Annotated in this window: 24 protein-coding genes, 1 other RNA gene and 1 riboswitch; of the genes, 7 read left to right on the top strand and 18 right to left on the bottom strand. The window is 55.6% G+C overall.

Going from position 1 to position 24,694, the window contains the following annotated elements:
* Positions 1-936 (bottom strand): cobyrinic acid a,c-diamide synthase CobB (locus GYRE_RS07685; protein ID WP_038254289.1); only part of this gene is annotated, 936 nt, incomplete at its 3' end.
* A gap of 95 nt (positions 937-1,031) precedes the next feature.
* Positions 1,032-1,205: riboswitch (cobalamin riboswitch) on the bottom strand.
* Positions 1,206-1,633: 428 nt separating this feature from the next.
* Here GYRE_RS07685 and GYRE_RS07675 point away from each other — a divergent pair.
* Positions 1,634-2,500: a GHMP family kinase ATP-binding protein gene (locus GYRE_RS07675; protein ID WP_038254286.1), complete on the top strand. Its 867-nt coding sequence runs from the start codon at positions 1,634-1,636 to the stop codon at positions 2,498-2,500.
* A 12-nt stretch (positions 2,501-2,512) separates the two neighbouring features.
* Here the strand turns inward: GYRE_RS07675 and cobD are convergent, their stop codons facing one another.
* The 3 genes from cobD to ffs all read right to left on the bottom strand — a co-directional run bounded on the left by cobD (position 2,513) and on the right by ffs (position 4,716).
* On the bottom strand, positions 2,513-3,586 hold the full coding sequence (cobD, locus tag GYRE_RS07670) for a threonine-phosphate decarboxylase CobD (RefSeq protein WP_038254283.1): 1,074 nt from the start codon (positions 3,584-3,586) through the stop codon (positions 2,513-2,515).
* Positions 3,583-4,371 (bottom strand): uroporphyrinogen-III C-methyltransferase, encoded by a 789-nt coding sequence (cobA, locus tag GYRE_RS07665; protein WP_006818808.1) that lies wholly within the window; start codon positions 4,369-4,371, stop codon positions 3,583-3,585. Before cobA ends, cobD begins: the two co-directional genes overlap by 4 nt.
* 248 nt (positions 4,372-4,619) lie before the next feature.
* Positions 4,620-4,716: signal recognition particle sRNA small type (gene ffs / locus GYRE_RS23625), an RNA gene on the bottom strand.
* 208 nt (positions 4,717-4,924) lie between these two features.
* On the opposite strand from ffs, the gene GYRE_RS07660 reads away from it, so the two are divergent.
* Both GYRE_RS07660 and GYRE_RS07655 read left to right on the top strand, forming a co-directional pair.
* The gene (locus tag GYRE_RS07660; protein ID WP_006818806.1) at positions 4,925-5,332 is read left to right on the top strand and encodes a hypothetical protein; all 408 of its coding nucleotides are present in this window, start codon (positions 4,925-4,927) and stop codon (positions 5,330-5,332) included.
* A gap of 62 nt (positions 5,333-5,394) precedes the next feature.
* Positions 5,395-5,706 carry an MGMT family protein gene (locus tag GYRE_RS07655; RefSeq protein WP_038254281.1) on the top strand — a complete coding sequence of 104 codons (312 nt, stop codon included), beginning with the start codon at positions 5,395-5,397 and terminating at the stop codon, positions 5,704-5,706.
* Between the two features lie 34 nt (positions 5,707-5,740).
* On the opposite strand, the gene GYRE_RS07650 is transcribed toward GYRE_RS07655, so the two are convergent.
* A complete protein-coding gene (locus GYRE_RS07650) occupies positions 5,741-6,256 on the bottom strand; it encodes a YbaY family lipoprotein (RefSeq protein WP_038254279.1) in 516 nt (171 codons plus the stop codon).
* Positions 6,257-6,470: 214 nt separating this feature from the next.
* Between GYRE_RS07650 and tesB the strand changes: the two genes are divergently transcribed.
* Entirely contained in the window at positions 6,471-7,331 is an 861-nt protein-coding gene (gene tesB / locus GYRE_RS07645; RefSeq protein WP_006818803.1) for an acyl-CoA thioesterase II, read from the top strand.
* A 51-nt stretch (positions 7,332-7,382) separates the two neighbouring features.
* Here tesB and amtB read toward each other — a convergent pair whose 3' ends face one another.
* From amtB to GYRE_RS07620, 5 genes are all read right to left on the bottom strand, one after another.
* Positions 7,383-8,669 (bottom strand): ammonium transporter AmtB, encoded by a 1,287-nt coding sequence (amtB, locus tag GYRE_RS07640; RefSeq protein ID WP_006818802.1) that lies wholly within the window; start codon positions 8,667-8,669, stop codon positions 7,383-7,385.
* Between the two features lie 29 nt (positions 8,670-8,698).
* Positions 8,699-9,037 (bottom strand): P-II family nitrogen regulator, encoded by a 339-nt coding sequence (gene glnK, locus GYRE_RS07635; protein WP_006818801.1) that lies wholly within the window; start codon positions 9,035-9,037, stop codon positions 8,699-8,701.
* 210 nt (positions 9,038-9,247) lie between these two features.
* Positions 9,248-11,026: a SmdB family multidrug efflux ABC transporter permease/ATP-binding protein gene (locus GYRE_RS07630; protein ID WP_038254277.1), complete on the bottom strand. Its 1,779-nt coding sequence runs from the start codon at positions 11,024-11,026 to the stop codon at positions 9,248-9,250.
* The gene (locus GYRE_RS07625; RefSeq protein WP_038254275.1) at positions 11,019-12,785 is read right to left on the bottom strand and encodes a SmdA family multidrug ABC transporter permease/ATP-binding protein; all 1,767 of its coding nucleotides are present in this window, start codon (positions 12,783-12,785) and stop codon (positions 11,019-11,021) included. Before GYRE_RS07625 ends, GYRE_RS07630 begins: the two co-directional genes overlap by 8 nt.
* A 43-nt stretch (positions 12,786-12,828) precedes the next feature.
* On the bottom strand, positions 12,829-13,287 hold the full coding sequence (locus GYRE_RS07620) for an Lrp/AsnC family transcriptional regulator (protein WP_006818798.1): 459 nt from the start codon (positions 13,285-13,287) through the stop codon (positions 12,829-12,831).
* Positions 13,288-13,402: 115 nt separating this feature from the next.
* On the opposite strand from GYRE_RS07620, the gene GYRE_RS07615 reads away from it, so the two are divergent.
* A complete protein-coding gene (locus GYRE_RS07615; protein WP_038254274.1) occupies positions 13,403-14,452 on the top strand; it encodes a PLP-dependent cysteine synthase family protein in 1,050 nt (349 codons plus the stop codon).
* 49 nt (positions 14,453-14,501) lie between these two features.
* Here GYRE_RS07615 and cof read toward each other — a convergent pair whose 3' ends face one another.
* On the bottom strand, positions 14,502-15,320 hold the full coding sequence (gene cof, locus GYRE_RS07610) for an HMP-PP phosphatase (protein ID WP_006818795.1): 819 nt from the start codon (positions 15,318-15,320) through the stop codon (positions 14,502-14,504).
* 122 nt (positions 15,321-15,442) lie between these two features.
* Between cof and GYRE_RS07605 the strand changes: the two genes are divergently transcribed.
* Together GYRE_RS07605 and queC are read left to right on the top strand one after the other, a co-directional pair.
* The gene (locus GYRE_RS07605) at positions 15,443-17,143 is read left to right on the top strand and encodes an SgrR family transcriptional regulator (RefSeq protein ID WP_038254272.1); all 1,701 of its coding nucleotides are present in this window, start codon (positions 15,443-15,445) and stop codon (positions 17,141-17,143) included.
* Between the two features lie 66 nt (positions 17,144-17,209).
* The gene (gene queC, locus GYRE_RS07600; RefSeq protein ID WP_006818793.1) at positions 17,210-17,905 is read left to right on the top strand and encodes a 7-cyano-7-deazaguanine synthase QueC; all 696 of its coding nucleotides are present in this window, start codon (positions 17,210-17,212) and stop codon (positions 17,903-17,905) included.
* A gap of 33 nt (positions 17,906-17,938) precedes the next feature.
* Here queC and GYRE_RS07595 read toward each other — a convergent pair whose 3' ends face one another.
* From GYRE_RS07595 to lon, 7 genes are all read right to left on the bottom strand, one after another.
* Complete coding sequence (locus tag GYRE_RS07595) at positions 17,939-18,352, bottom strand: type II toxin-antitoxin system HicB family antitoxin (RefSeq protein WP_038254270.1); 414 nt, start codon at positions 18,350-18,352, stop codon at positions 17,939-17,941.
* A gap of 1 nt (position 18,353) precedes the next feature.
* Positions 18,354-18,560, bottom strand: a complete 207-nt coding sequence (locus tag GYRE_RS07590; protein ID WP_038254269.1) for a type II toxin-antitoxin system HicA family toxin — start codon at positions 18,558-18,560, stop codon at positions 18,354-18,356.
* A gap of 52 nt (positions 18,561-18,612) precedes the next feature.
* A complete protein-coding gene (locus GYRE_RS07585) occupies positions 18,613-19,011 on the bottom strand; it encodes a YbgC/FadM family acyl-CoA thioesterase (RefSeq protein ID WP_006818790.1) in 399 nt (132 codons plus the stop codon).
* Between the two features lie 115 nt (positions 19,012-19,126).
* The gene (locus GYRE_RS07580) at positions 19,127-19,498 is read right to left on the bottom strand and encodes a helix-hairpin-helix domain-containing protein (RefSeq protein WP_038254267.1); all 372 of its coding nucleotides are present in this window, start codon (positions 19,496-19,498) and stop codon (positions 19,127-19,129) included.
* 148 nt (positions 19,499-19,646) lie between these two features.
* The gene (gene ppiD / locus GYRE_RS07575; RefSeq protein WP_006818788.1) at positions 19,647-21,521 is read right to left on the bottom strand and encodes a peptidylprolyl isomerase; all 1,875 of its coding nucleotides are present in this window, start codon (positions 21,519-21,521) and stop codon (positions 19,647-19,649) included.
* Positions 21,522-21,723: 202 nt separating this feature from the next.
* Complete coding sequence (hupB, locus tag GYRE_RS07570) at positions 21,724-21,996, bottom strand: nucleoid-associated protein HU-beta (RefSeq protein ID WP_002444653.1); 273 nt, start codon at positions 21,994-21,996, stop codon at positions 21,724-21,726.
* Between the two features lie 210 nt (positions 21,997-22,206).
* Positions 22,207-24,561, bottom strand: coding sequence for an endopeptidase La (gene lon, locus GYRE_RS07565; protein WP_006818787.1), 2,355 nt, complete (start codon positions 24,559-24,561; stop codon positions 22,207-22,209).
* Positions 24,562-24,694: the final 133 nt, after the last annotated feature.

The raw sequence follows: 24,694 nt of genomic DNA, 5'->3' as shown, positions 1-24,694 counted from the left end.
AGCCGCAAGCTTACCGGCATGCAGCTCAGGGTAGCCGCCTCCCAGCCAGACCATCTGGCACTCGGGCAAATGAGAGTCATGTAGCGGGCTGAAGCGGACAACCTCAACGCCGGTGCGCTCCAGCAGGCTGATATTATCCGGATAATAGAAGTTGAACGCCTCGTCATCCGCCAGCGCAAGCGTCAGGCCGTGACCGGCGCCTTCTGCCGGGCATTCTGGCCAGCCCCCCTGAGGTAACGCCGTTATCTCACAGCACGCCAGCAGCGAGTCGATATCCAGCGTTTGAGTGAGCACTGCGGCAAAATCCCGCCAGGGCTGCTGGTTCACCACGGACTCACGGGCGGTCACCAGCCCCAGATGTCTTTCCGGTAAGGCAATGCCACTAACATGGGGGACGTAACCAAAGACAGGTACGGCGCAATAGTGCTCAATAGCCGTTTTCAGCAGCTGGTAATGGGATTCACTGTTGACGCGATTAACTATCACACCCGCGACTGGCACCGCGGGGTCGAAGTGCTGAAAACCCATGACCGTTGCGGCAATGGAGGTGGAAACGGCTTTTCCGTCGACCAGCAGGATAACCGGGCAGCCAAGTTGCTTCGCCATGGCCGCCGTGCTGCAGTCATTCGGATCGGTACCGCAGCCGTCGTACAGCCCCATCACCCCCTCAATAACCGCGATATCCGCATCCTGCATCTGCTCGCAGAACAAAGCATTCAGCACCGGTTGAGGGAGCATGAAGCTATCGAGATTTCGGGAAGTCACGCCGCAGACTGCTGAATGCCAGCCGGTATCGAGGTAATCCGGCCCCACTTTGTAGGGCTGTACGCGTAACCCACGCTGTTGCAATAAGCTTAACAAGCCAAGCGTTACTGTGGTTTTTCCACAGCCACTTCCTGTCCCTGCCAGCACAAACGCGTACTGCTTTGCCGCCATGACCCCGATCCTGTTCAGGGTGGTAGGGGTGTAGAGATACACGAAACCCGTCGTAAGGCTTTATGCATCAGAGCAACCCACTTCCCACCGAAGTTGTTGGTAGTTACCGACAGGCAGGTCTTCTGGCTTAGCGTCATCCTCACCCGCCCTTCCCAATCTCGCGATCAGTGGTATCTTCGGGGTCGTCAGCATCACAGCAGCGGGGGCTGCGGGGGATTTACACCCCCTTCCCTGGCACAATTGTGTGAACCTGTTGGCTTACATCTGCGAGAAATGGGCTTTCTCACAGGCACTATTACACATAACTGATACGACAATCGACTCGTATAAGAAAATACTTAGCAAACATCATGTCGCGCTGATTAAATTCGCCACGATGGTAATGAATACAATTAGGCACAACCCGGTGCTTTATCACAAAAAATAACAATGGCATTTCATTTTGCGATAAAAACAATATTTCTTGCGCTATGACAATTTGTTGCCAACTATTCACTAACGTATTTTTTTGACAACAACCATCGATATCAAATTAAATAATTCCAGAAACATTCCCAATATATCAAGTTTACGATAAGCACCAATAAAAGATATTCAGACTCAGTATTATGGATCCGCACATTGCGAAAAATCATGGTAATAGCACAATCCCCATGACACTATTCCGCGGAAGATTTCTGAGCATAAAGGTGAAAACGTGGCTGTTGCGCAGTGCCCTGCATCGTGCGGAGAATTAATCCAGGGCTGGATTCTGGACAGTGAAAAACTGATCTCCTGCCCGATCGACTGGTATAGCACCGTGGAAGTCCGTTCGGGGGCCCCTCTTGCCGATGAGCGCCCCCTCTCACGTGCCATGATAAACCAGGTCCTGGCGCTGTTTCATTACCCGGTGAAAATGAGCCAGAGCCTGCGCTTAGAGATCCACTCCACTATTCCGATTGCCAAAGGCATGGCCAGTAGCACTGCCGACATCGCCGCCACCGCCGTTGCCACCGCGCATCATCTGGGGCATACCCTCGATGAAGCTACGCTGGCGAAGCTTTGCGTTGCGCTGGAGCCCACCGACAGCACCATTTTTCGCCAGCTCACGCTTTTCGACCATAATGATGCCTCAACGCAAGAGGCCTGCGCAGCGCAGCCCAAAATCGACGTATTAGTGCTTGAGAGCCCGGAAACGTTGCGCACAGAAGATTATCATCGCACGCCGCGGCGCGCCGGGCTGCTTGCCGGTGCCCCGATGCTGAAACAGGCGTGGGAAAAAGTACGTCTGGCCTGCGCTTCTCAGGACCCCGTTCTTCTGGGGGAAGCCGCCACGCTAAGCGCTATCGCCAGCCAGCCGTTATTACCAAAACCGCATTTTTCCACCCTGCTGGATGTGGCTGAGGCGTGCGATTTATACGGTATTAACGTGGCACATAGCGGCAGCGTGGTGGGGTTATTACTGGACCGCCGCAAGCATGACGTTGAGCAGGTGCGCTGGCTCCTCGGGAAAAAACACCTCACTGCGCACTGGCCTGAGCAGCACCTGTTAACCATGGTTGAAGGTGGGGTGACCTTACTCTGACGGCAAAAAAGGTCAGCCTTCCTGCAATACGTCGGTTAAGGCATTGATGAGCTTTTTGTTTTGCTCTTCGGTACGTACCGCGACCCGATAACAGGAATCATCAAGGCCGGGAAAGTTTGCGCAGTGACGGATAAGAATATGGTGCTGCAATAGCGCCTGCTGCAGGTTAAGGTTGTGCCGAAGACATCTGAAAAAGATGAAATTCACCGCACTTTTCCACACCACCAGCGATGGGAAACCGTCCAGTCTCCGCCACAGTTCATCCCGCTGGCGGGCGATGTACTCATGGCTGGCCTGTATGTAACGTTCATCAGTAAGTAAATGCTGACCAACCAGAGCGGACAACGCGTTGATGGTCCACGGCTCACGGGTGTTTTTCATCAACGTAATGAGCTCGGTATGCCCACTCAAAAGATACCCTAAACGCAGGCCCGGAATGGCGAAGAACTTCGTAAGCGATCGCAGTAAATACAGGTATCGCGACGTCTTTAAGCGCGTAGCAAGCCCTGAACCTGAGGGGAGAAAATCAATGAAAGCTTCGTCAACAATCAGCGCTATCTGCAGCGTTTCACAAAGCGTGGCAAGTTGATTGAGCAAACCAGCATCCGGCATTAAGCCGGTTGGGTTATTGGGGGTCGCAATGAACAGACAATCGGGCCGATGGGTACGCACCGCATCAAGTAACGAAGTCGTCACCTGGAAGCCATCCGGTTCGCTCAACGCATAGTCGATAATCTGGCATCCCTGCTGCTGCAACGCGCGGCGATACTCGGCAAAACCCGGTACCAGTAACATGGCGAGGCGGGGAGCCAGCGCACGCACTAAACCATAAATCAGCTCCGTTTCGCCATTCCCCGCAATCACCTGGTCGTAGTCACACTGGTTCGCCCGGGCGATGGCCTGGTGAAGATGCCGGTATTCGACATCAGGATAATGTTCAATAACTTGCAGATTATTAACGATCAGCGATTTAACGCTTTCCGGGAGCCCAAGAGGATTGATATTGGCGCTAAAATCCAGCAATAGCGCAGGGTCAATCCCGGCCTGTAGCCCCATTTCGACAACGTTACCGCCGTGTTCACTCATTCAATATTCTCGCAGTGGATTTCGTCCGTAGTGATAGCGGCTGGCGTGGCGGCAAACGCCAGGACTTCCTGCAAATTGACGACTTCACCAACCACAATCAGCGCCGGAGCATGAATTTTTTCTCGCTCAACTTCAAGATGAATCGTCGCCAGCGTCCCTTTTACCATCCGCTGACGCGGCTGGCTGGCGTACATCACCACGGCAACGGGAGTCTGCGCCGACATACCGCCTTCTATAAGCTTTTGACAGATTTCGCTAAGCCTGGTCATCCCCATCAGAATGACGAGTGTACCGTGAATTTGTGCTAGCGCATGCCAGTTCTGTGGATCGTTTCCCTGACATAAATGCCCCGTCACCACATGAAAGCTGGAGGAGTAATTGCGGTGCGTGACGGGGATCCCCGCGTACGCCAGCCCGCCAATAGCAGAGCTTATCCCTGGGACAACTTCGAATGTCAGCCCTTCCCGAGCCAGCTGCTCCGCCTCTTCTCCTCCGCGCCCAAAAACATAGGGGTCTCCACCTTTCAAGCGAACAACCTGCTGTCCTGCCATGGCATATTTTACCAGGAGGGCATTGATTTGATCCTGAGGGATGGGATGATGATTTGGCATTTTCCCGACATCAATAATAAGGCAATTTTTCGCAGCTTGTTTTAAAAGGTCAGGATTAACCAAACGGTCGTGAATAATCACGTCTGCGCGGCGAATACAGTGCAAGCCTTTTACTGTTATCAACGATGCGTCACCCGGGCCCGCGCCAACCAGCCAAACTTTCCCCTTACTCATTGCTCAATCCTTAGTTAATATATTAATGTCCTGGAAAATGCCTGGTAGAAAATCACGCGAATTGTAGAGTCTGGTCTTTTAAAAAAACTTGAAGTATTTATCACTATGAATTGATTTATATAGAGCGTTGATGACCAGCATCTAATTTTCAGGCGTAAAACGATGAGCAAGAACATCATCCAGCATGGATTTGGGATGTGGTTTCGATTCAGAAGTGATGAGAAGGGTGTCGCAGAATTGGGTGGGGGCCCTGCCAGCTACATCCCGGCACACACGTCGTCTGCCCTGGCTGCTTCCTTCCGGACCTGACCTGGTGAACAGAGTAGCGTTGCGGGAGAACCAACAGAGCCCCCATTGAGAGCGTTGTTAACCAACGCGCAGGCGCATTATCATAGGCTTCCCCGCCAATTGCAAGCCATGCAGGTTCAGATGCTGGATTATTGCGCAGTTGCCCGCCCAGAGAAAAACACCACATTGCGAACTCCCTCGCAGCAAAATGGCAGATTTCGTCCAGACTAAAATGAAATCCACTCATTAGCTGCAGGGAACCACCATGGTCAACGCGCTCCCCCAGACGCTCACGCTTGCTATGCCAGCCATCGACGGCGTGACCATTCCACATAAAGGGCTGAACTATCTGCGCCCGGAACTCCTGCTGGACTTCGTCAGCATCAGCCCGCAGCCGGTGCTGTTCGTGACTCCGGTGGCCGTACTCTATGCCACCCTCGGTGTGGTCAGGTCGGTCAACCTTCGCCGGATCCCCATTACCGTTTCCGGCCGGGTCATCTACCCCATCTGTTCCCAACTGCTGCCGGACCTGCGTGCCAAGCTCATCATCAACACGACGGCAAGAAAGCTAAAATTCCTCGAAAGCCTGGTCGCCATGCGGGTGCAGCCAGCGGCAAGCGCCACTCAGGTGATTGGCCTGGCGCTGGAATTTACCGTTCAGCAACCGGCCTGAGGCGGCTTCACATCCTCCAGGCTGTGCCTTATTCTGTGCTTTTGGCTGCTCAGGAACCCGATATGGAACCGCAGGACTCTTTCCCACAGCGGGTATGGCAAATCGTTGCCGCGATTCCGGAAGGTTACGTCACGACCTATGGCGATGTTGCGCTACTGGCGGGGTCACCGCGCGCGGCACGTCAGGTGGGTGGTGTACTGAAACGACTGCCTGAAGGATCAACGCTGCCATGGCACCGGGTGGTTAACCGTCATGGCACGATCTCCCTGACCGGCCCCGATCTTCAGCGACAGCGTCAGGCGCTCCTTTCGGAAGGTATTCAGGTTTCAGGAAGTGGGCAAATTGATATGCAGAAGTATCGCTGGCGATATTAGTGGCCCTCTTCGGCTGAAGAGGGCCCGGGACGACTTATGGAACCTGGACCGGAGCAGCATCGGTCGGTGCCTGAACCGGGATCGCGGTTTGCTGAACCGGAACCAGCGTCAGATCCGCTTTGGTCCCGCCATGGTTAATAACCGACTGGAAGGTATCGGTGATGAACAGCAGTTTACCGTTCTGAGTAATTGCAGCACTCAGCAGGATGCGCGCGTTCGGCTGGATGTCAGCCGGGTTATACGGCAGGGCAAAGCTAAACGGTGCCTGTTTACCCTCGGTACGAACGGCTTTCTGCGACAGCACGCGTGATGGCGCATCCGCCAGGGAAGCGTCAGAGAGGGTAACGGTCAGAACCGCATCCGGCGGCAGGGCCACTTTCTGACGGATCCAGACGCTACCGGAAACCATTGGCTGCTGGACAGCGGGCTGTGCGGCCGCCGCGTTAGCATTCGGGTTCTGTTCTACGGTCTGTGTATTTGTGCTTTTACCAGCACAGGCGCTCAGGGCGACCGCAACAGCAACACCACTAACAATATGCACGAGTTTCATTCTTTTCTCCTTTTCATCCATGCATCCGCAGCAGTAATCCTGCGGATTAAGTGGTCAGAATAGTCGTAACGGTTTTAAGTGTGGCACAGATCACAGATATTTACCTGTCCGGTCACTGATATTCAGACAATTGAACCCATCTGACCACTTTCATTTCTTTGTTATACTCCGTCTATTCTGCGCCGCTGCGGTGTTTTCAACATTGGGGTTTCATATGAGTCAGGCACTGTCTAACCTGCTGACATTATTAAATTTAGAGAAGATTGAAGAAGGGTTATTCCGCGGCCAGAGCGAGGATCTTGGGTTACGTCAGGTCTTTGGTGGACAAGTGGTAGGCCAGGCCATGTACGCGGCGAAAGAAACCGTGCCAACCGAGCGATTGATTCACTCGTTCCACAGCTATTTTCTGCGTCCTGGCGACAGCCAAAAACCGATTGTCTACGACGTGGAAGTCCTGCGCGATGGCAACAGCTTCAGCGCCCGTCGGGTTGCCGCTATCCAGAACGGTAAACCGATTTTCTACATGACCGCCTCCTTCCAGGCGCCGGAAACCGGCTACGAGCATCAAAAAGCCATGCCCCCAGCCCCGGCACCAGACGGGTTGAAGTCAGAAACCGATATCGCCCGCTCACTGGCGCACCTGCTGCCGCCGCAGGCTAAAGAGAAGTTTCTCTGCGATAAGCCGCTGGAAATTCGCCCGGTGGAGTTTCATAACCCGCTGAAAGGCCATGTCGCCGAGCCTGCGCGTCAGGTATGGTTCCGCGCCAACGGCATCGTGCCGGAGGATTTCCGCGTGCATCAGTACCTGCTGGGTTACGCCTCTGACTTCAACTTCCTGCCAGTTGCGCTACAGCCGCACGGCGTGGGCTTCCTTGAAAAAGGGATGCAGGTCGCCACTATCGATCACTCCATGTGGTTCCATCGCCCGTTCAACATGAACGAGTGGCTGCTCTACAGCGTGGAGAGCACCTCGGCCTCCAGCGCGCGTGGGTTTGTGCGTGGGGAATTCTATACTCAGGACGGGATTCTGGTCGCCTCGACCGTTCAGGAAGGGGTAATGCGTAACCGGGGGTAGTTGGTGATAATGCCCGATAGAGATAGCACTACCGGGCAATCGTATAAAAAGTTATGCGTTGTAGGCGTTCTCGCCGTGGCTGTTGACGTCCAGCCCTTCGCGTTCCTGCTCTTCCGGAACCCGCAGACCGACGGTCAGGTCTGCCAGCTTGTAGCCAATAAAGGCCACCACGCCTGACCAGACGATCGTTATCCCGACGCTTTCGAGCTGTACCAACACCTGGTGCCACATCGTCACGCCTTCGGCGTAGCCGACACCGCCAAAGGCGGTAGAGGCGAAGAAGCCGGTCAGAATGCAACCGATGATGCCGCAGACGCCGTGAACGCCGAAGACGTCACAAGGGTCATCCACCCGCAGCCAGCGCTTCAGCGCCGTCACGCCCCAGAGCCCCGCCAGGCCGGCAACAATCCCGAGGATAAGCGAGCCACCCACCCCGATATAGCCACACGCCGGAGTCACCGCAACCAGCCCGGCGATGGCGCCAGAACAGGCTCCCAGCAGAGAAGGTTTACCGCGCACCACCCATTCGCCAAACACCCAGCCGAGGATGGCGGCAGCGGTGGCCACAACGGTGTTGACGAACGCCAGCGCCGCAATTTCGTTCGCCGCACTGGCAGAACCGGCGTTAAAACCAAACCAGCCGATATAGAGGATCGCGGTACCGGTGAACACCATCGGCAGGTTATGCGGTTTGAACGCTTCTTTGCCAAACCCGACGCGTTTACCGATGAGATACGCCCCCACCAGCCCGGCCACCGCAGCATTGATATGCACAACGGTACCACCCGCGAAGTCCAGCGCACCGTGCGAGGCCAGCAGGCCGCCCCCCCACACCATATGGGCGATCGGAACATAAGAGAGCGTCATCCACACCACCACAAAAATCAGCACCGCGGAGAAGCGAATACGCTCCGCCAGCGCGCCGACAATCAGGCCAACGGTGATGCAGGCAAACGACGCCTGGAACACGACGTGGATATACTGATAGAAGGTGCCCATCAGCGCTTTCAGCTCAATGTTCTTCAGCATCACCCACTCGAAGCTGCCAAAGAAGTTGCCACCGCTACCGAAGGCAAGCGTGTAGCCGTACACCACCCACAGCACGCACACCAGCGCAAAGGTGACGGTGACCTGGGTCAGCATTGAAAGGACGTTCTTGCTGCGGATAAGGCCACCGTAGAACAGGGCAATACCGGGGATGCTCATAAACAGCACCAGCGCGGTACAAATCATCATAAAGGCGTTGTCTGCTTTATCCGCCACCGCCGGTGCTGCCAGCGCCAGACCCGGCATCAGCGCCAGCGCCGCCAGGCTTGCTTTCATCAAAGGTTTTTTCATCGTGGTACCCTATCGCTGTGTGCCCGAAATCAGAGTGCCGCTTCGTCGGCTTCGCCGGTACGAATGCGAATGACGCGCTGCAGTTCGGCGACGAAGATTTTGCCGTCGCCAATTTTTCCGGTGTAGGCGGCTTTAGTGACCACGTCGATGACCTCATCGAGCTGATCGTCCGCAATCGCTACATCGATTTTCACTTTTGGCAGGAAATTGACGCTGTACTCTGCCCCACGGTAAAGCTCGGCATGGCCTTTCTGACGACCAAAACCTTTCACTTCCGTGACGGTCAGCCCCTGAATACCAATTGCGGAGAGCGCCTCACGGACGTCCTCCAGTTTGAATGGTTTGATTACCACGGTAACCAGCTTCATAGATCCCCTCCAGTCAGAATTCACTAATGGCTGCAGCTAACACAGGGTTCAAAGCAAGGGGCATGCCAAAAGTAAAAAACGTGCCGTCAGGCGGCAAATTGCGGGGGTTATGCCATTACAATCGCGGGATAAAAACGAAAAACGCACCATGCGGGTGCATGATGCGTGTCACAAAAGCATTGTGTTAGAAAAATGCCTGCCGCTGGTGCATCAGGCGGTTAAGGCATCTTCCTCAGCGCTGGCGGCAAGCTCTTCTCCGGCAAGCTGCAACTGATACATTTGCCAGTAACGGCCTTTGGCTTCAAGCAGTTGCTGGTGTGAACCCTGCTCAACGGCTTCACCCCGGTGGAGCACCATAATGGTATCGGCTTCCACGACGGTCGAAAGACGGTGGGCAATCACCACAAGCGTAGTGTGCTCGCGCACGGCGCTCAGCGCCTGCTGGATCGCACGCTCGGTACCGGAGTCTATGTTAGCGGTGGCTTCGTCGAGGATCAGCACCTGCGGGGTATCCACCAGCACCCGCGCCAGCGCCAGCAGCTGTTTCTGCCCCACTGAGAGATTATTCCCCTGCTCGCCAAGGTGAGTATGGATCCCCTCAGGCAGGCTGCGCGCAAGCTCCGCGAGCTGCACCGTCTCCAGCGCCTTCCACACCTGCTCTTCGCTGACGTCACGCCCAAGGGTGACGTTGACGAAGAACGACTCGGCCATCACCACCGGATCCTGCTGCACCATCGCCACGCCCTGGCGCAGCACCGAGTGGCTCAGGGTAGACAGCGAACGCCCGTCAAGACGGATGTCACCCTGGCTTAGCGGGTAATAGCCCATCAGCAGGCTGGCAAGGGTACTTTTCCCGCTGCCGGTATGCCCCACCAGCGCCACGAAACTGCGGGACGGGATGCTGAGGTTAATATTCTGCAGCACCAGCCGGTCATCGCGATAAGCAAACGAGACGTTATCAATATCAATCGACCCGCTCTGTAGCGGTGTGGTGTCGTGACCGTAGGTCTGACGCGGGCGGTCCATCAGCGCAAAAACGCGTTCACCGGCGACCACCGCCTGCTGCAGCATCGACTGCTGGGTCGTCAGTTCAATCAGCGGTTCGTTGAGCCGCCCCAGATAGCTGATGAAGGCGTACAGCACCCCCACTTCAATTGTTCCGACAGAGGTAAAACCAAACAGCATCAGCAACCCGCAGAGCACCAGCGCGGAAAACAGGCTCAGCAGCGGACGCAGCAGGAAGCCGTCGAGACGCAGCGTCTGCATTCGCGCCATGTAGTGCGAACGACTGGCCTCGTTCATCCGTTCACCAAAGCGCGCCTGCTGGCGGAACTGCTGGATAACGCTCATGCCGTTAATAATTTCGTTAAAGCCGTCGTTGATATCCGCCAGGTATGCCCGCACGCGGCGCACGATTGGCGTGCTGTAACGTTGATAAATCAGCATCACCACAATCACCGCCGGGAAGATGCACAGCGCGACCAGCGCCATGCGCCAGTCGAGGCTGAACATCGCTACCAGCATCGCACCTATCAGCGCCGCGCTGCGTAGTACGGTGGCGACGACGGTAACGTACAGATCGCGGATCACTTCCGTATCGTTGGTGACGCGGGAGATGATTTCGCCCACCGGCTGGGTATCGAACGCGCTCAGTGGCTGGCGCAGCGCCGCGTCCATGACGTCGGTACGCAGCTGCTGTACCACCCCCACGGCGGCACGGTTAAACAGCAGCGACTGCATATAGTGCAGGCTCGCCGCCAGCACCTGAAGCCCGACGTACACCGCGGCCAGCCCGGCCACAATGCCGAGGGGCAGGTAGTCTTTTGCGACCATGTTATCGATGAAATAGCTGATGAGCATCGGGCCGCTCACTTCGGCAATCGCGGCTATCCACATCATCCCCACCGCCACGGTGAGCGGTTTACGCCACGGGGAGCCATAGGCCAGCAGCCGTTTCAGCGTCGGCCAGAGTTGTCCTGCTTTACGCATGAGGCACCTCCTCTGCCGGCGCGTCGTTAAGCGCGGCCTCCAGTTGCTGATAGCGATACATATCGCGATACCAGCCGCTTTGCCCCGCCAGCGCCTCGTGGCTGCCGCGCTGGGCGATATGCCCGTGCTGCATCACGATTATCTCACTGGCATCGGTCAACGCCGAGAGGCGGTGCGCGCTGATAATCACGGTTTTGCCTTCGCCCCACTGGCGCAGGTTATGCAGGATCTGGTGCTCGGTACGGCCATCCACCGCCGACAGCGCGTCGTCGAGGATCAAAATTTCAGCTTCCAGCAGCAGTGCACGCGCAATGGCGATACGCTGCTTTTGCCCGCCCGAGAGCATCACGCCGCGCTCGCCCACTTCGGTATCGTAGCCCTGCGGCAGACGCAGAATATCTTCATGTACGCTGGCAAGCCTGGTCGCATGCTCAATTTCGGCCTGGGTCGCCCCCGGTTTGCCCAACGCGATATTGTTGGCTACGGTGTCGGAGAACAGGAACGGCGTCTGGCTCACCACCGCCAGGCGGCTGCGCCAGTCGTCCAGCCTGAGATGCGGCAGCGGAACGTCGTGGAAACAGATCTCTCCGTGTTCAACATCGTAATGACGCTGGATAAGCGACAGCACCGTTGATTTCCCGGCGCCGGTCGGCCCACAGATGCCGAGCATCTGCCCGGGCTTAAGGGTGAAATTGACATTTTCCAGCGTGCGGGTGTCGCTTTGCGGATAGTGGAACTCGTTGACAGCAACGCTCAATGTTCCGCGCCCGGCGGGCACCGCTTCGCTGCCGTCATTCACTACCGGCGCCTCGGCGAGCATCGCACGAATACGGCTGTACGCCGCGCTACCGCGCTCTACGATGTTAAACATCCACGCCAGCGCCAGCATCGGCCAAATCATAAGCCCGAGGTACATCATAAAACTGGTGAGCTGCCCGAGGGTGATACTGCCCTGCGTCACCATCCAGCTCCCGCCGCCAATGGCCAGCAGGTTCGCCATGCCGATGGCGATATAAATCGTCGGATCAAAGCGGGCGTCTACGCGCGCTACGCGCATGTTCTTCACACCGGTGTCGGCAGCATCGGCGGCAAACAGCGCCGACTGACGGTCCTCAAGGCCAAACGCCTTGATCATCCGGATACTGGTCATGCTTTCCTGAGTGCGGTTGTTGAGGCTCGAGAACGCCGCCTGCGCCAGCTTAAAGCGGTCGTGCAGCATGTCGCCGTAGCGCTTTATCACCAGCGCCATCACCGGCATCGGCACCAGCGCCAGCAGCGTCAACTGCCAGCTGATTTGCGTCGACATGACAATCAGCACCGCCAGCCCGGTGACCATAGAGTCGACCAGCGTCAGCACCCCTTCCCCGGCGGCAAACACCACGCGATCCACGTCGTTGGTCGCGCGCGCCATCAGGTCACCGGTACGGTGGCGTTGATAAAACTCGGGATGCTGGCGGCTCAGCTGGCGGTAGTAATCTTCGCGCAGCTCAACGGCGAGCTGGTAGGACGCACCGAACAGCAGCACGCGCCAGACGTAGCGCAGCAGATAGATAATCACCGCAATAAGCACCATCGTGCCGATCCACATCAGCACCTGGTGAGGGGTGAAATGATTTACGGTGACGCCGTCCACGATAATTCCCACCACTTTTGGCGGAATAAGCTGTAAGAAGGCAATCATAATAAGCAGGGATACCGCCCCGAGATAGCGTCGCCATTCCCGACGGAAGTACCAGCTTAATTGTGCAAATAAACGCAAGCGTCAGATCCTGAAGATATATTTCCGGTCGAAACCGTGAGAGTTAATCAATGGGTAAAGCCGTGGTGAACTTAATCTGCTCCATTGCAAAGCTGGATGTCACATCCGTGAGCCCTGGAACGTTGGTCACCAGACGTTTATAAAAATCGTCGTAGCGTTTCATATCCGCTACCTGAACGCGCATCAGATAGTCATACTCCCCGGCCATGCGCCAGAACCCCAGCACTTCCGGCATTTCGGTGACTTCCGTGACGAAGCGGCAGTACCACTCGCCGCTGTGGTGCTGCGTTTTGATAAGCACAAACGCCGTCAACCCCAGGCCGAGTTTTTCGGCATCCAGCAGCGCGACGCGTGAGAGCAGGATCCCGTCATCTTCGAGACGCTTCAGGCGTTTCCAGCAGGGAGTGGTGGTCAGATTAACGGCATCAGCCAGATCCTGCAAAGAGAGGGTGCAGTCTTCCTGCAACAGGGAGAGCAGCTTACGGTCAATTTTATCTAACACTGGCCACCTCAGGAGAATGATTTTCTCCTTTCATTCTATTTCAAAGGCGAAATGGCAACAATTTTTTCTGTGCTTTCCGCTAAGCTAGGCACAAAATGATAAACAGGAAGTGAAGATGAACAGCACCTGGGTCAAACATGCTATTAGCGAAATTAACGCCGATTATCAGCGCTCTGCCGACACGCATCTGATTCGTCTGGCGCTTCCGGCTTTTCCTGGTATTCAGCTGTATCTGAAAGATGAGAGCACCCATCCGACCGGCAGCCTGAAACACCGTCTGGCGCGTTCGTTGTTCCTCTACGGCCTGTGTAACGGCTGGATCAACGAAAACACCACCATTATTGAATCCTCTTCCGGCTCTACTGCCGTATCGGAAGCCTACTTCGCCCGCCTGTTGGGCCTGCCGTTTATCGCGGTAATGCCGTCCTGCACGGCAAAACGCAAAATCGAACAGATTGAATTTTACGGCGGCCGCTGCCACTTCGTGCAGAGCGCCTGCGAAATCTACGAAGCGTCTGAAATGCTCGCCCGCGAGCTGAACGGCCATTATATGGATCAGTTCACCTACGCCGAGCGCGCCACCGACTGGCGCGGCAATAACAATATTGCCGACAGTATTTTCCGTCAGATGACCCACGAGCCGAATCCGGAACCGTCCTGGGTGGTGATGAGCGCCGGAACCGGCGGTACCTCTGCCACCATTGGCCGCTACATTCGCTGCCAGGGCTATAACACCCAACTGATGGTGGTGGATCCCCAGAACTCTGTCTTCCACGACTACTGGCAGACCCGCGATACCAGCCTGCGTAGCCCAACCGGCAGCAAGATTGAAGGTATCGGCAGACCGCGCGTCGAACCTTCGTTTATTCCGGATGTGGTCGATGAAATGCTGCGCGTGCCGGATGCAGCGAGCGTGGCTACCGCGCTGTGGCTGGAAGGTCAGCTTGGCCGTAAAGTCGGCGCCTCGACCGGTACCAACATGTGGGGCGCACTGCAGCTTGCAACCCGTATGCGCGACGAAGGTCGTAGCGGCTCTATCGTGACGCTGCTGTGCGACAGCGGCGAACGCTACCTCGACACCTACTACAACCCGGAATGGGTGGCGAGCAACATCGGTGATATCGCGCCATGGCAGGCAGAACTTGCGGCAATGATGAAATCATAAGAAAAAAGCCGGGTGTCACTGGACGCCCGGCTTGCTGGAAGAGATCTCGTCACTCGGGGGAGTAAGGGATATGTGGTGTGTCCAGCCAATGAGATAAATAGTGGGAGACCGCCTGATTCTGGCAGTGTCCAATAACCGGTAAATGCGGAAGTTCCGCCTTCAGCTGTGCCATGGCGTTGCCCATGATCACCCCGCGCCCTACCAGCCCAAGCATTTCGCGATCGTTCATCGCGTCACCAAAAGCCATGCAGTCGCCAAGCGTCATACCCAGATGTCCGCTGAGTACCCCCAGCGCGGAACCTTTGTTACAGCCGACGGGTAAAATTTCCAGACAGTCCACGGCTGAGAAACACAGATGCGCGCGCTCGCCCAGCACGTCGTTCAGTTGGATCCGCAGACGACAGAGATCGTCATGATCGCCGCAGAAGCAGATCTTAGTCACCTCGTGGGCGGGGATCGTTCTCAGATCGCGCAGCTGGTAGTGGAAGCCGCTGAAAACATGCGCCTGTAGCAGCTCGGGCATCTCTTTGCCGGTTATCCAGCCGCTGTCGTTGAAAACGTGCATGCTGGCGCGGGTTTCCCACGTGCTGTGCAGAACAAGATCGGCAATTTCCGGCGAGAGATCGCTGCGGTGCAGGACCTCGCCTTCCTGAGAGTGAATGCGGGTCCCGTTGCCGGTAATCAGAAAAGCATCGAGAGAGAAACGGCCCATCAGATGGCGCATCTCCAGCACATGGCGACCGGTGGCAAATGTGAGGGTGATATCACGCTCGCGCAGACGTTTCAGCGTGGAGAGCGTCTCCTCACCTATGCGGTGGTTCGGCATCAGAAGCGTGCCGTCCATATCGAATGCTGCCAGTCTTGCCATGGTGTGGTATCCCGCTGTGAAATCATTTCCGCCTGTGATGCAGTATTCACTGGAATATACGGAAGTAATAGTGAATAGTTGATATTTATTGTTCCGGTTTTAGCCAGAGGATCCGTGTTGCGATGAGGCTACTCAATCGACTCAACCAGTTTCAGCGCCTGTGGCAGCCAGGCCAGGGCGCGACTCAACAGGTCACTATCACCGAACTGGCGGAGAGGTGCTTTTGCAGCGATCGCCACGTCCGAACGCTGCTGCGTCAGGCGCAAGAGGCAGGTTGGCTCGAGTGGCACTCGCAGTCCGGGCGCGGCAAACGCGGCACACTACGCTTTTTAACGTCCCCGGAAACCCTGCGCAGCCAGATGATGGAACAGGCGCTGAATGAGGGACAGCAGCAGAATGCGCTCGAGCTGGCGCAGCTGGCACCGGTGGAACTTCGCTCGCTGCTGCACCCTTTTTTAGGTGGCCAGTGGCAGAACAACTCTCCGACGCTGCGTATTCCCTACTATCGTCCACTCGACACCCTGCACTCGGGATTTTTGCCAGGACGGGCGGAGCAGCACCTGGTGGGGCAGATTTTCTCCGGCCTTACCCGCTTTACCGATACCTCATCGACCCCCATCGGCGATATGGCGCACCACTGGCAGGCCAGCGATGACGGGCTGCGCTGGGATTTTTTCATTCGCTCTACGCTCTTCTGGCACAACGACGACGCGGTGGAAACCGCCCAACTGCAGCAGCGTCTGGAAATGATCCTCCAGCAGCCACAGCTGCGTAAACTGTTTGCAAGCGTTGCGGCCATCAGCGTGAGCCACGCCCAGTGCCTGACCTTCACGCTGCATTACCCCGATTACTGGCTACCCTGGCGGCTTGCCAGCTACTGCAGCCTGCTTGCTCATCCGGAGCACCCCACGCTTGGCACCGGCCCCTTCAAGCTTAAGATCTTCGAGCCAGAGCTGGTGCGTCTGGAGAGCCATTCCCGTTACCACCTGAGCCACCCGTTGTTGCAGGCCATCGAATACTGGATAACCCCGCAGCTGTTCGATACGACGCTTGGCACCAGCTGTCGACACCCGGTAGAAATTGCCATCGGCGAACCGGACGAGCAGGACAACCTCCGGCTCGTCAGCAACAGCATCAGCCTCGGTTTTTGCTACCTGACCCTGCGCCAGACGCCGCGCTTAACCCAGCCGCAGGCCCGGCGCATTATTGCGCTTATTCACCGCACCACGCTGCTGCAGACGCTGCCGCTCGATGAAAACCTCATCACCCCCAGCGAAGAGCTTCTGCCGGGCTGGTCGATTCCACAATGGCAGGAAGAGGAGCAGGTAAAACTCCCCAACACCCTGACGCTGCTTTACCACCTGCCGGTTGAACTGCACACCATGGCAGAACAGCTTCGGCTGGCGCTGGCGGCTCGGGGCTGCGAGCTTAAGGTTATCTTTCATGATGCAAAAACCTGGGATAGCTGCACAGAGCTTGAAAACGCCGATGTGATGATGGGCGACCGGTTGATTGGCGAAGCTCCGGCCTACACGCTGGAGCAGTGGCTACGCTGTGACAAACTGTGGCCCAGCGTGCTGACGCCGCCGCAGTACGCCCATCTGCAGGCCACGCTTGATGCGGTGCAGCGCACGCGCGACGAAGCCTCGCGGACGCTGGCGCTGCAGGGGGTTTTCAGTAGCCTGATGGAAAGCGCCACCCTGACGCCGCTGTTTAACTATCAGTATCGGATAAGCGCTCCGCCGGGCGTTAACGGTATCCGGCTTAATCCCCGTGGCTGGTTTGATTTCACCGAAGCCTGGATCCCCGCCGACTCGCGGTGAAGGAGCTGGCTGCCCGGAGCTTCAGGCGCTACCATAGCGCCATCTTTTTTATTGTCAGGAATAGCTATGAAACGCGCCGTTGTGGTTTTTAGCGGGGGTCAGGACTCTACCACCTGCCTGGTGCAGGCCCTGCAGCAGTACGATGAAGTACATTGTGTTACTTTCGATTATGGTCAACGCCACCGCGCCGAGATTGACGTTGCTCGCGAACTGGCGCTGAAACTCGGTGCCCGCGCGCATAAAGTGCTCGATGTGACCTTACTGAACGAACTGGCAGTCTCCAGCCTGACCCGCGACAGTATCCCGGTTCCCGATTACGAGCCAGATGCCGACGGCATTCCGAACACCTTCGTTCCAGGGCGCAATATTCTGTTTCTGACCCTGACCGCTATTTATGCGTATCAGGTGAAAGCGGAAGCGGTGATTACCGGTGTCTGCGAGACCGATTTCTCCGGTTACCCGGACTGCCGGGATGAATTTGTCAAAGCCCTGAACCACGCGGTGGATCTGGGAATGGCGAAAGAGATTCGTTTCGAAACCCCGCTGATGTGGCTGGATAAAGCCGAGACCTGGGCGCTGGCTGACTTCTGGGGCAAGCTGGATCTGGTTCGCAGTGAAACGTTGACCTGCTACAACGGCATCAAAGGTGATGGCTGCGGTCATTGTGCAGCCTGCTCACTGCGCGCCAACGGGTTGAATCACTACCTCGCGGATAAAGCCGGCGTGATGGCGGCAATGAAGGCGAAGACGGGTTTGAACTAACCCAGTGCCCTGGCGGAAGTATTCTGCCAGGGTTTATAATCCGGGCTTGGTTATTCTTTCTATTGCCGCCTGCGCCAGAAAGCCTGAACGACTTTTAAATTCAGGATGGCGAGCAACACAGCGGTCGATACGGTCTATCAGGACTTTCGGCAGCGTCACGTTGATTTTTTCCGAACCGCCAAGCAGACGAGTGAGATCGATATCGACCAGAGCCCACGCCATTCCCTGATACTGTGAATGACCCACTAGATCGCTGATACTTGATACCGGAGGAATATCGTCCCCCATCTCAATCAGCAGTTCGATGTGTGCGGTAATCGCCTCGCTGGCATTAATCATCGCTTCTTCCAGCGTATCTCCTGCTGAAAAACACCCCGGCAAATCGGGAACAATCACCCCCCAGGCATGAACGTCATCACCGTTTTCAACTGCAATTGGGTAGTACATATTATCTCCAGGAATGCATCACAGGGTTGCTGACCCTTGCCTGGCGGCGGATGCTTTTCACCGTTCCGACAGGTAAATCTTTTTTTGGGTGCGGAACCGTCACCAGACCTGTCTTAATCGGGTGACGAAAGTGATGATGGCTTCCGGTCACCCTGATTAACATCCAGCCGTCAGCAACGAGTTCGGCTATCAGTGCCTTGCTGTTCATCCATGATATCCTGGAATTTAAAGTAACTCCAATAACCCCAACCAGAGGTTAGTTACGCCACCATCTGCTCCAGATGCGTGCGCAACTCCCCTTCCAGCGCCAGCGCTTTCTGGGTTTTAAGATCGATACAGACGAAGGTAATTAACGCATCTGCCACTACCTCGCCTTCGGGCTCAAGAGTGACCACCTGGCTCAGCACCCCGCTCTTCCCGTTCAGCTGTTGCACTGAACTGGTCACGGTCAGGAGATCGCCCAGCACCGCGGGGCGGCGGTAGTTGATGTTGATGTTCACCACCACGAACGCGATGTTGTGCTCGGTCATCCACTGGAAACCTGCGCTGTTTTCCAGCCCATCCCAACGCGCTTCTTCGAGAAACTCCAGATAGCGAGCGTTGTTCACGTGCTGGTAGACATCGAGATGGAATCCACGGACTTTGATTTGTGTTTGCATAGCGCAATAGCCTTCTAATCATTCTAAGTTGTTGTGAGTCGGGACAGAGGCCACACCACTGGTATGACCTCTCTAGTCTGGCAAAAAAATGCCACTCTGCAAGCCCCGTTGCGCGTCAGAGCATCAGATGTGAAAGATTACGCTCCACCAGCGAGCTACCCATCCCCGGAACCTGACGCAGATCGTCCAGGGTTTTGAACGGACCGTACTCCTCCCGGTAGCTAACAATAGCCTGCGCTTTTTTAAGCCCCACGCCGTTCATCGCTTTTGCCAGCTCCTCCGCTGAGGCGGTGTTAATGCTGACCCGGGTGCCATCATCCTCTGCGGGTTTCGTCGCCTCGGCTTTTTTGATGACGGGTGCCGCTTCTGCAGACTGACTTTGGCTCATCGGCGGCTTCGCCGCGTTGCCTGCAGCGACGGCACTGTGACCCATGATAGAAAAGGCGACGCTTGCCGCCACGATGAGGGTTTTGATTCCACGTTTCATGCTGTTTTCTCCTTGTTTGTTGACAGCGAGGTCACGATAACGGGAAGAAAACGCCACGACAAAAGGCAAAAATCAGAAATGGAAAAGGCCGCGAAAGCGGCCTTTTGGTATTACACGGTGTTACTTATTTCTGCGAAGCGGATTCCGCTTACTGCTGTTCGGCAACGAGATCGCCAAGCTTAATTTTGGCAGATTTACGCAGGTTACTCATCAGCGCTTCGAAGGCAATCTGAGCGTTGTTCTGAGTAATCCCCTGAACCATCGCTTTCTTCTGCGCTTCCGGCATTTCGCCCGCTTTCACTTCGTCGAGCGCCAGCAGCACCACGTTGCCCTGCATGTCGCTGCCGATACCATAGCTCGGCTTGTCTTTCTGCGGCAGTGCCAGCGTGAACGCGACCTGGCTCAGCGGATCCTGGCCGGTACGGCTCAGGGTTTTCGCTGCACCGAAGGTCAGGCCAGCGGCTTTCATTGCCTCATCGCCTTTACCTTCTTTCAGCGCAGCCAGCAGCTTCTCAGCATCGACTTTCGCCTGCTGTTCCGCTTTGGTGTGCTTCACAATATCCGCAACCTGAGCTTTCACTTCGCTGAGCGGTTTAACGGCTTCGGCTTTGTGCTCGCTCACGCGCAGCACGAAGGCACGATCGCCATCAACGGTGATAATGTCGGAGTTGCTACCCGGGGTGCCATTCTCACCGACCAGGCCACCATTGAAGATAGCATCTGATACCGGTTTGAAATTCAGCGCTTCTGGCAGGCTGTCACGGCTGAACCACTCGGTTTCAACCACTTTCATGCCAGACACCTGCGCAGCCCCTGCGAGAGATTCGTTGTCGTTGCTTGCCGCTTCGCTCACTTTCTGCTGCAGCGCGTAGTAAGCGTCCAGCGCTTTCTCTTGCTTCACTTTGGTGGCGATACCGTCACGAACTTCGCTCAGCGGTTTCACTTTTGCAGGTTCGATGTCATCAAGACGTGCAACCAGGAAGCCGACGGAGGATTTGATAACACCAGACAGCTGACCTTTGTCTTTCAGACCGGCGTTTTTCAGCTCGTCAGGGGTGGTACCCGCTTCCAGCCAACCCATATCACCGCCGTTACGGGCAGAAATGATGTCGGTAGATTTGGCTTTTGCGACGGTAGCGAAATCAGCACCTTTGTTGAGTTCATCCAGCGCAGCCTGAGCATCGGCTTCAGTTTTGGTCTGAATGACGCTGTAGCGGTTACGCTGCGGCTGAGTGAACAGATCCTGATGCTGATCGTAGTAAGACTGAATTTCTACGTCAGAGGCGGTTTCCGCCATATCAGCGGCATCCATCTTGATATAGCTGACGCGGAACTGCTCCGGCGTCATGAAGTTGCCTTTGTTCTGCTCGTAGTAAGCGTTGATCTCTTCATCGCTCACCTGCTGTTTAGCCGCCAGCGCGTTAACATCAATAGTCGCTTCACGCACAACACGCTGTTGAGAAACCAGCGCCGCAAGCTGATCGGTTTCACCCGGCAGCATGAAGTCGGTACCCGCAATGGCGTTGATGAGCTGCTGGGTGACCAGCTGGTTACGCAGCGCCTGGGCGTACTGGTCGGCACTCATCCCCATCTGGTTGACGATGCCGTTGAAGCGCGCGTTGTCGAATTTGCCGTTAGACTGGAACGCCGGCGTGGCGAAGATAGCCTGCTTCACCTGAGCATCGCTGATGCCAAGGCCGAGTTCGCGGGCATACTGATCCAGCAGCGATTCGTCGATCAGGCGGTTGAGCACCTGCTGACGCATCGATTTCATATAGTTGGGGTTGCTGGCGAGCTCAGAGAAGTTATCGCCCAGCTGTTGCTGCATACGGTTACGTTCGCTGGCAACCGCGTTTTCGAACTGGTTACGGCCAATCTCCTGACCGTTCACTTTCGCGGCATAAGTATTGTTACCGCCAATCAGGTAGCTACTGACGCCGGTCAAAATGAACGACACAATAATGATACCGAAAATAATCTTGAGCACGATGCTGTTAGCTGCCGTGCGTAAGTTGTCCATCATGGTGTAACAACGCTCCGCTGTAGGTGACTTTATACCTCGCGCAGCATACCACGTGATGACCGCTGCGCGTGAGGACGTATTTTGACAAGAAAACAGGGCGATTGTCAGCCCACAAGGCAGATAAACCCGTAGAAAGGCATAAAAAAAGGCACATCCATTGATGCGCCCTTGTACTCTGTCACATTCCCTCAGGGGGAATCGATCAGTTTACTGCGTCTTTCAGTGCTTTACCTGCACGGAAACCAGGCACTTTAGCGGCAGCAATGGTGATCTCTTTACCTGTTTGCGGGTTGCGACCAGTACGGGCAGCACGCTCTTTAACAGCAAAAGTACCAAAGCCAACCAGCGCCACGTCATCCCCAGCCTGCAGAGATTCAGTAACAGAAGCGATCAGTGCATCTAAAGCACGTCCAGCTGCAGCTTTAGAAATGTCCGCACCCGCAGCAATTTTGTCAATCAGTTGAGATTTATTCACTGTTTTCTTCCTCTCTTTATAATTTATATCGCACCAGGATCCTTTATGGTGCGACCGCGCAGCAGTTATATCAGGAGTGTCATAACCTTACAACACCAGTTATTGATGACAGACCTAATCAGTAATCTAAGTTAGCTATACAAAAAAAGGCTGGCAAGTACGAATTGACTTACCAGCCTTGATTTTATCAGCGCTATTTGCGCGATGTCACTATTTTGCGGTCACAACCTGCATTCCGTAGGGTGCATTCTGCAAGGCGAGAGCAAGAACTTCCTCAATTCGCTTAACAGGATGGATGTCCAGATCGGCAATCACGTTGTCCGGAATCTCTTCCAGATCACGTTTATTTTCGTCCGGGATCAGAACAGTCTTAATTCCACCGCGGTGTGCCGCGAGCAGTTTTTCTTTAAGACCGCCGATCGGCAGCACCTGGCCACGCAGGGTGATTTCACCGGTCATCGCCACATCGGCGCGAACCGGGTTGCCGGTAAGGCAAGAAACCAGCGCAGTACACATAGCGATACCAGCACTCGGGCCATCTTTCGGGGTGGCCCCTTCCGGTACGTGAACGTGAATGTCGCGTTTTTCGTAGAAATCTGGGTTGATACCCAGCTTCTCGGCGCGCGCGCGCACCACGGTCAGCGCTGCCTGGATGGATTCCTGCATCACTTCACCCAGTGAACCGGTATAGGTCAGTTTGCCTTTACCCGGAACGCAGGCGGTTTCGATAGTCAGCAGATCGCCGCCCACTTCCGTCCACGCCAGACCGGTTACCTGGCCAACGCGGTTTTCGCTGTCTGCACGGCCATAGTCGAAGCGCTGCACGCCAAGATATTCATGCAGATTGTCGCCGTTAATCTCGATGTGCTTCAGGGTCTTATCCAGCAGCAGCTGTTTAACCGCCTTACGGCACAGTTTCGAGATTTCACGCTCAAGGCTACGCACGCCCGCTTCACGGGTGTAGTAACGGATGATGCCCACAATGGCGCTGTCATCCACCTTCAGCTCGCCTTTTTTCAGTGCGTTACGCTCAATCTGTTTCGGCAGCAGGTGCTGTTTAGCAATGTTCAGCTTCTCGTCTTCGGTGTAACCGGACAGACGAATAACTTCCATACGATCCAGCAGCGGTGCCGGAATATTCATGGAGTTAGAGGTCGCCACGAACATGACGTCGCTGAGATCGTAGTCTACTTCCAGGTAGTGATCGCTGAACGCTACGTTCTGTTCTGGATCAAGCACTTCCAGAAGTGCTGATGCCGGATCGCCACGCATGTCGGAAGACATTTTGTCGATTTCGTCGAGCAGGAACAGCGGGTTTTTAACGCCCACTTTCGCCATTTTCTGGATAAGTTTACCCGGCATGGAGCCGATGTAGGTCCGGCGGTGACCACGGATTTCCGCTTCGTCACGCACGCCGCCCAGCGCCATACGGATGTACTTACGTCCAGTCGCTTTGGCGATAGACTGACCCAGCGAGGTTTTACCCACCCCCGGCGGTCCTACCAGGCACAGGATCGGGCCCTTAATTTTGTTCACACGGCTTTGTACCGCGAGGTACTCAAGAATGCGGTCTTTGACGCGCTCAAGGCCGTAGTGGTCGGTATCGAGGATTTCCTGAGCCTGACGCAGGTCTTTTTTGACCTTGCTGCGGGCGTTCCACGGAACCTGCACCATCCACTCGATGTAACCACGCACAACGGTCGCTTCAGCTGACATCGGAGACATCATTTTCAGCTTCTGCAGTTCGGCTTCCGCTTTTTCTTTTGCCTCTTTCGGCATCTTCGCGGCGTCGATCTTACGCTTCAGCGCTTCGTTTTCGTCCGGGGCGTCGTCCATCTCGCCGAGCTCTTTCTGAATGGCTTTCATTTGCTCGTTCAGATAGTACTCGCGCTGGGATTTCTCCATCTGCTTCTTCACGCGGTTGCGAATACGCTTCTCAACCTGCAGCAGATCGATTTCGGATTCCATCATCGCCATCAGATATTCCAGACGTTCGTTAACGTCGGACATCTCCAGCACAGACTGCTTGTCAGCAAGCTTCAGCGGCATGTGGGCTGCGATGGTATCCGCCAGACGTGCAGGATCGTCGATGCTGTTCAGCGACGTCAGCACTTCTGGTGGGATTTTTTTGTTGAGCTTGATATAGCCTTCAAACTGGCTGATGGCGGTGCGAACCAGCACTTCCTGCTCGCGCTCATCAATCGCCGGAGACTCAAGGTACTCGGCTTTTGATGAGAAGTGATCACCATCATCGGTCAGCGCGGTGATACGCGCACGCTGCAGCCCTTCTACCAGCACTTTAACGGTGCCGTCAGGCAGCTTCAGCATTTGTAAAATGGAGGCCACGGTCCCGACGGTGAAAAGATCGTTTACACCCGGCTCATCCGTTGACGCTTCTTTCTGCGCAACCAGCATGATTTTTTTATCATGATCCATGGCAGCTTCGAGACAACGGATAGATTTTTCCCGCCCTACAAATAAGGGAATGACCATGTGCGGATAAACCACCACATCGCGCAACGGCAATACGGGGATTTCAATGCGTTCAGAACGCTCAGGATTCATAGAGCTCTCTCTTAGTTTAGTTTCCGCCAGGTAGCCGATGGCGCGGTAAAAAACCTGCCACCGTTAACATGTAATCCAGTATATGGGGATGTTTCCCCTACATTCAACGCCGGGAATGCAGGAAAAATAAAAG

Source organism: Yokenella regensburgei ATCC 49455 (assembly GCF_000735455.1).
GTDB classification, from domain to species: Bacteria; Pseudomonadota; Gammaproteobacteria; order Enterobacterales; family Enterobacteriaceae; genus Yokenella; species Yokenella regensburgei.
Note: the sequence above shows the minus strand (reverse complement) of the source record. Positions and strands in the feature narration are given on the sequence as shown.

Coding starts and splice junctions, on each gene's coding strand:
- cobD (WP_038254283.1), bottom strand. CDS start 3,586: ATGAGTGAACACGGCGGTAACGTTGTCGAAATGGGGCTACAGGCCGGG.
- cobA (WP_006818808.1), bottom strand. CDS start 4,371: ATGAGTAAGGGGAAAGTTTGGCTGGTTGGCGCGGGCCCGGGTGACGCA.
- GYRE_RS07660 (WP_006818806.1), top strand. CDS start 4,925: ATGGTCAACGCGCTCCCCCAGACGCTCACGCTTGCTATGCCAGCCATC.
- GYRE_RS07655 (WP_038254281.1), top strand. CDS start 5,395: ATGGAACCGCAGGACTCTTTCCCACAGCGGGTATGGCAAATCGTTGCC.
- GYRE_RS07650 (WP_038254279.1), bottom strand. CDS start 6,256: ATGAAACTCGTGCATATTGTTAGTGGTGTTGCTGTTGCGGTCGCCCTG.
- tesB (WP_006818803.1), top strand. CDS start 6,471: ATGAGTCAGGCACTGTCTAACCTGCTGACATTATTAAATTTAGAGAAG.
- amtB (WP_006818802.1), bottom strand. CDS start 8,669: ATGAAAAAACCTTTGATGAAAGCAAGCCTGGCGGCGCTGGCGCTGATG.
- glnK (WP_006818801.1), bottom strand. CDS start 9,037: ATGAAGCTGGTTACCGTGGTAATCAAACCATTCAAACTGGAGGACGTC.
- GYRE_RS07630 (WP_038254277.1), bottom strand. CDS start 11,026: ATGCGTAAAGCAGGACAACTCTGGCCGACGCTGAAACGGCTGCTGGCC.
- GYRE_RS07615 (WP_038254274.1), top strand. CDS start 13,403: ATGAACAGCACCTGGGTCAAACATGCTATTAGCGAAATTAACGCCGAT.
- cof (WP_006818795.1), bottom strand. CDS start 15,320: ATGGCAAGACTGGCAGCATTCGATATGGACGGCACGCTTCTGATGCCG.
- GYRE_RS07605 (WP_038254272.1), top strand. CDS start 15,443: ATGAGGCTACTCAATCGACTCAACCAGTTTCAGCGCCTGTGGCAGCCA.
- queC (WP_006818793.1), top strand. CDS start 17,210: ATGAAACGCGCCGTTGTGGTTTTTAGCGGGGGTCAGGACTCTACCACC.
- GYRE_RS07595 (WP_038254270.1), bottom strand. CDS start 18,352: ATGTACTACCCAATTGCAGTTGAAAACGGTGATGACGTTCATGCCTGG.
- GYRE_RS07590 (WP_038254269.1), bottom strand. CDS start 18,560: ATGAACAGCAAGGCACTGATAGCCGAACTCGTTGCTGACGGCTGGATG.
- GYRE_RS07585 (WP_006818790.1), bottom strand. CDS start 19,011: ATGCAAACACAAATCAAAGTCCGTGGATTCCATCTCGATGTCTACCAG.
- GYRE_RS07580 (WP_038254267.1), bottom strand. CDS start 19,498: ATGAAACGTGGAATCAAAACCCTCATCGTGGCGGCAAGCGTCGCCTTT.
- ppiD (WP_006818788.1), bottom strand. CDS start 21,521: ATGATGGACAACTTACGCACGGCAGCTAACAGCATCGTGCTCAAGATT.
- lon (WP_006818787.1), bottom strand. CDS start 24,561: ATGAATCCTGAGCGTTCTGAACGCATTGAAATCCCCGTATTGCCGTTG.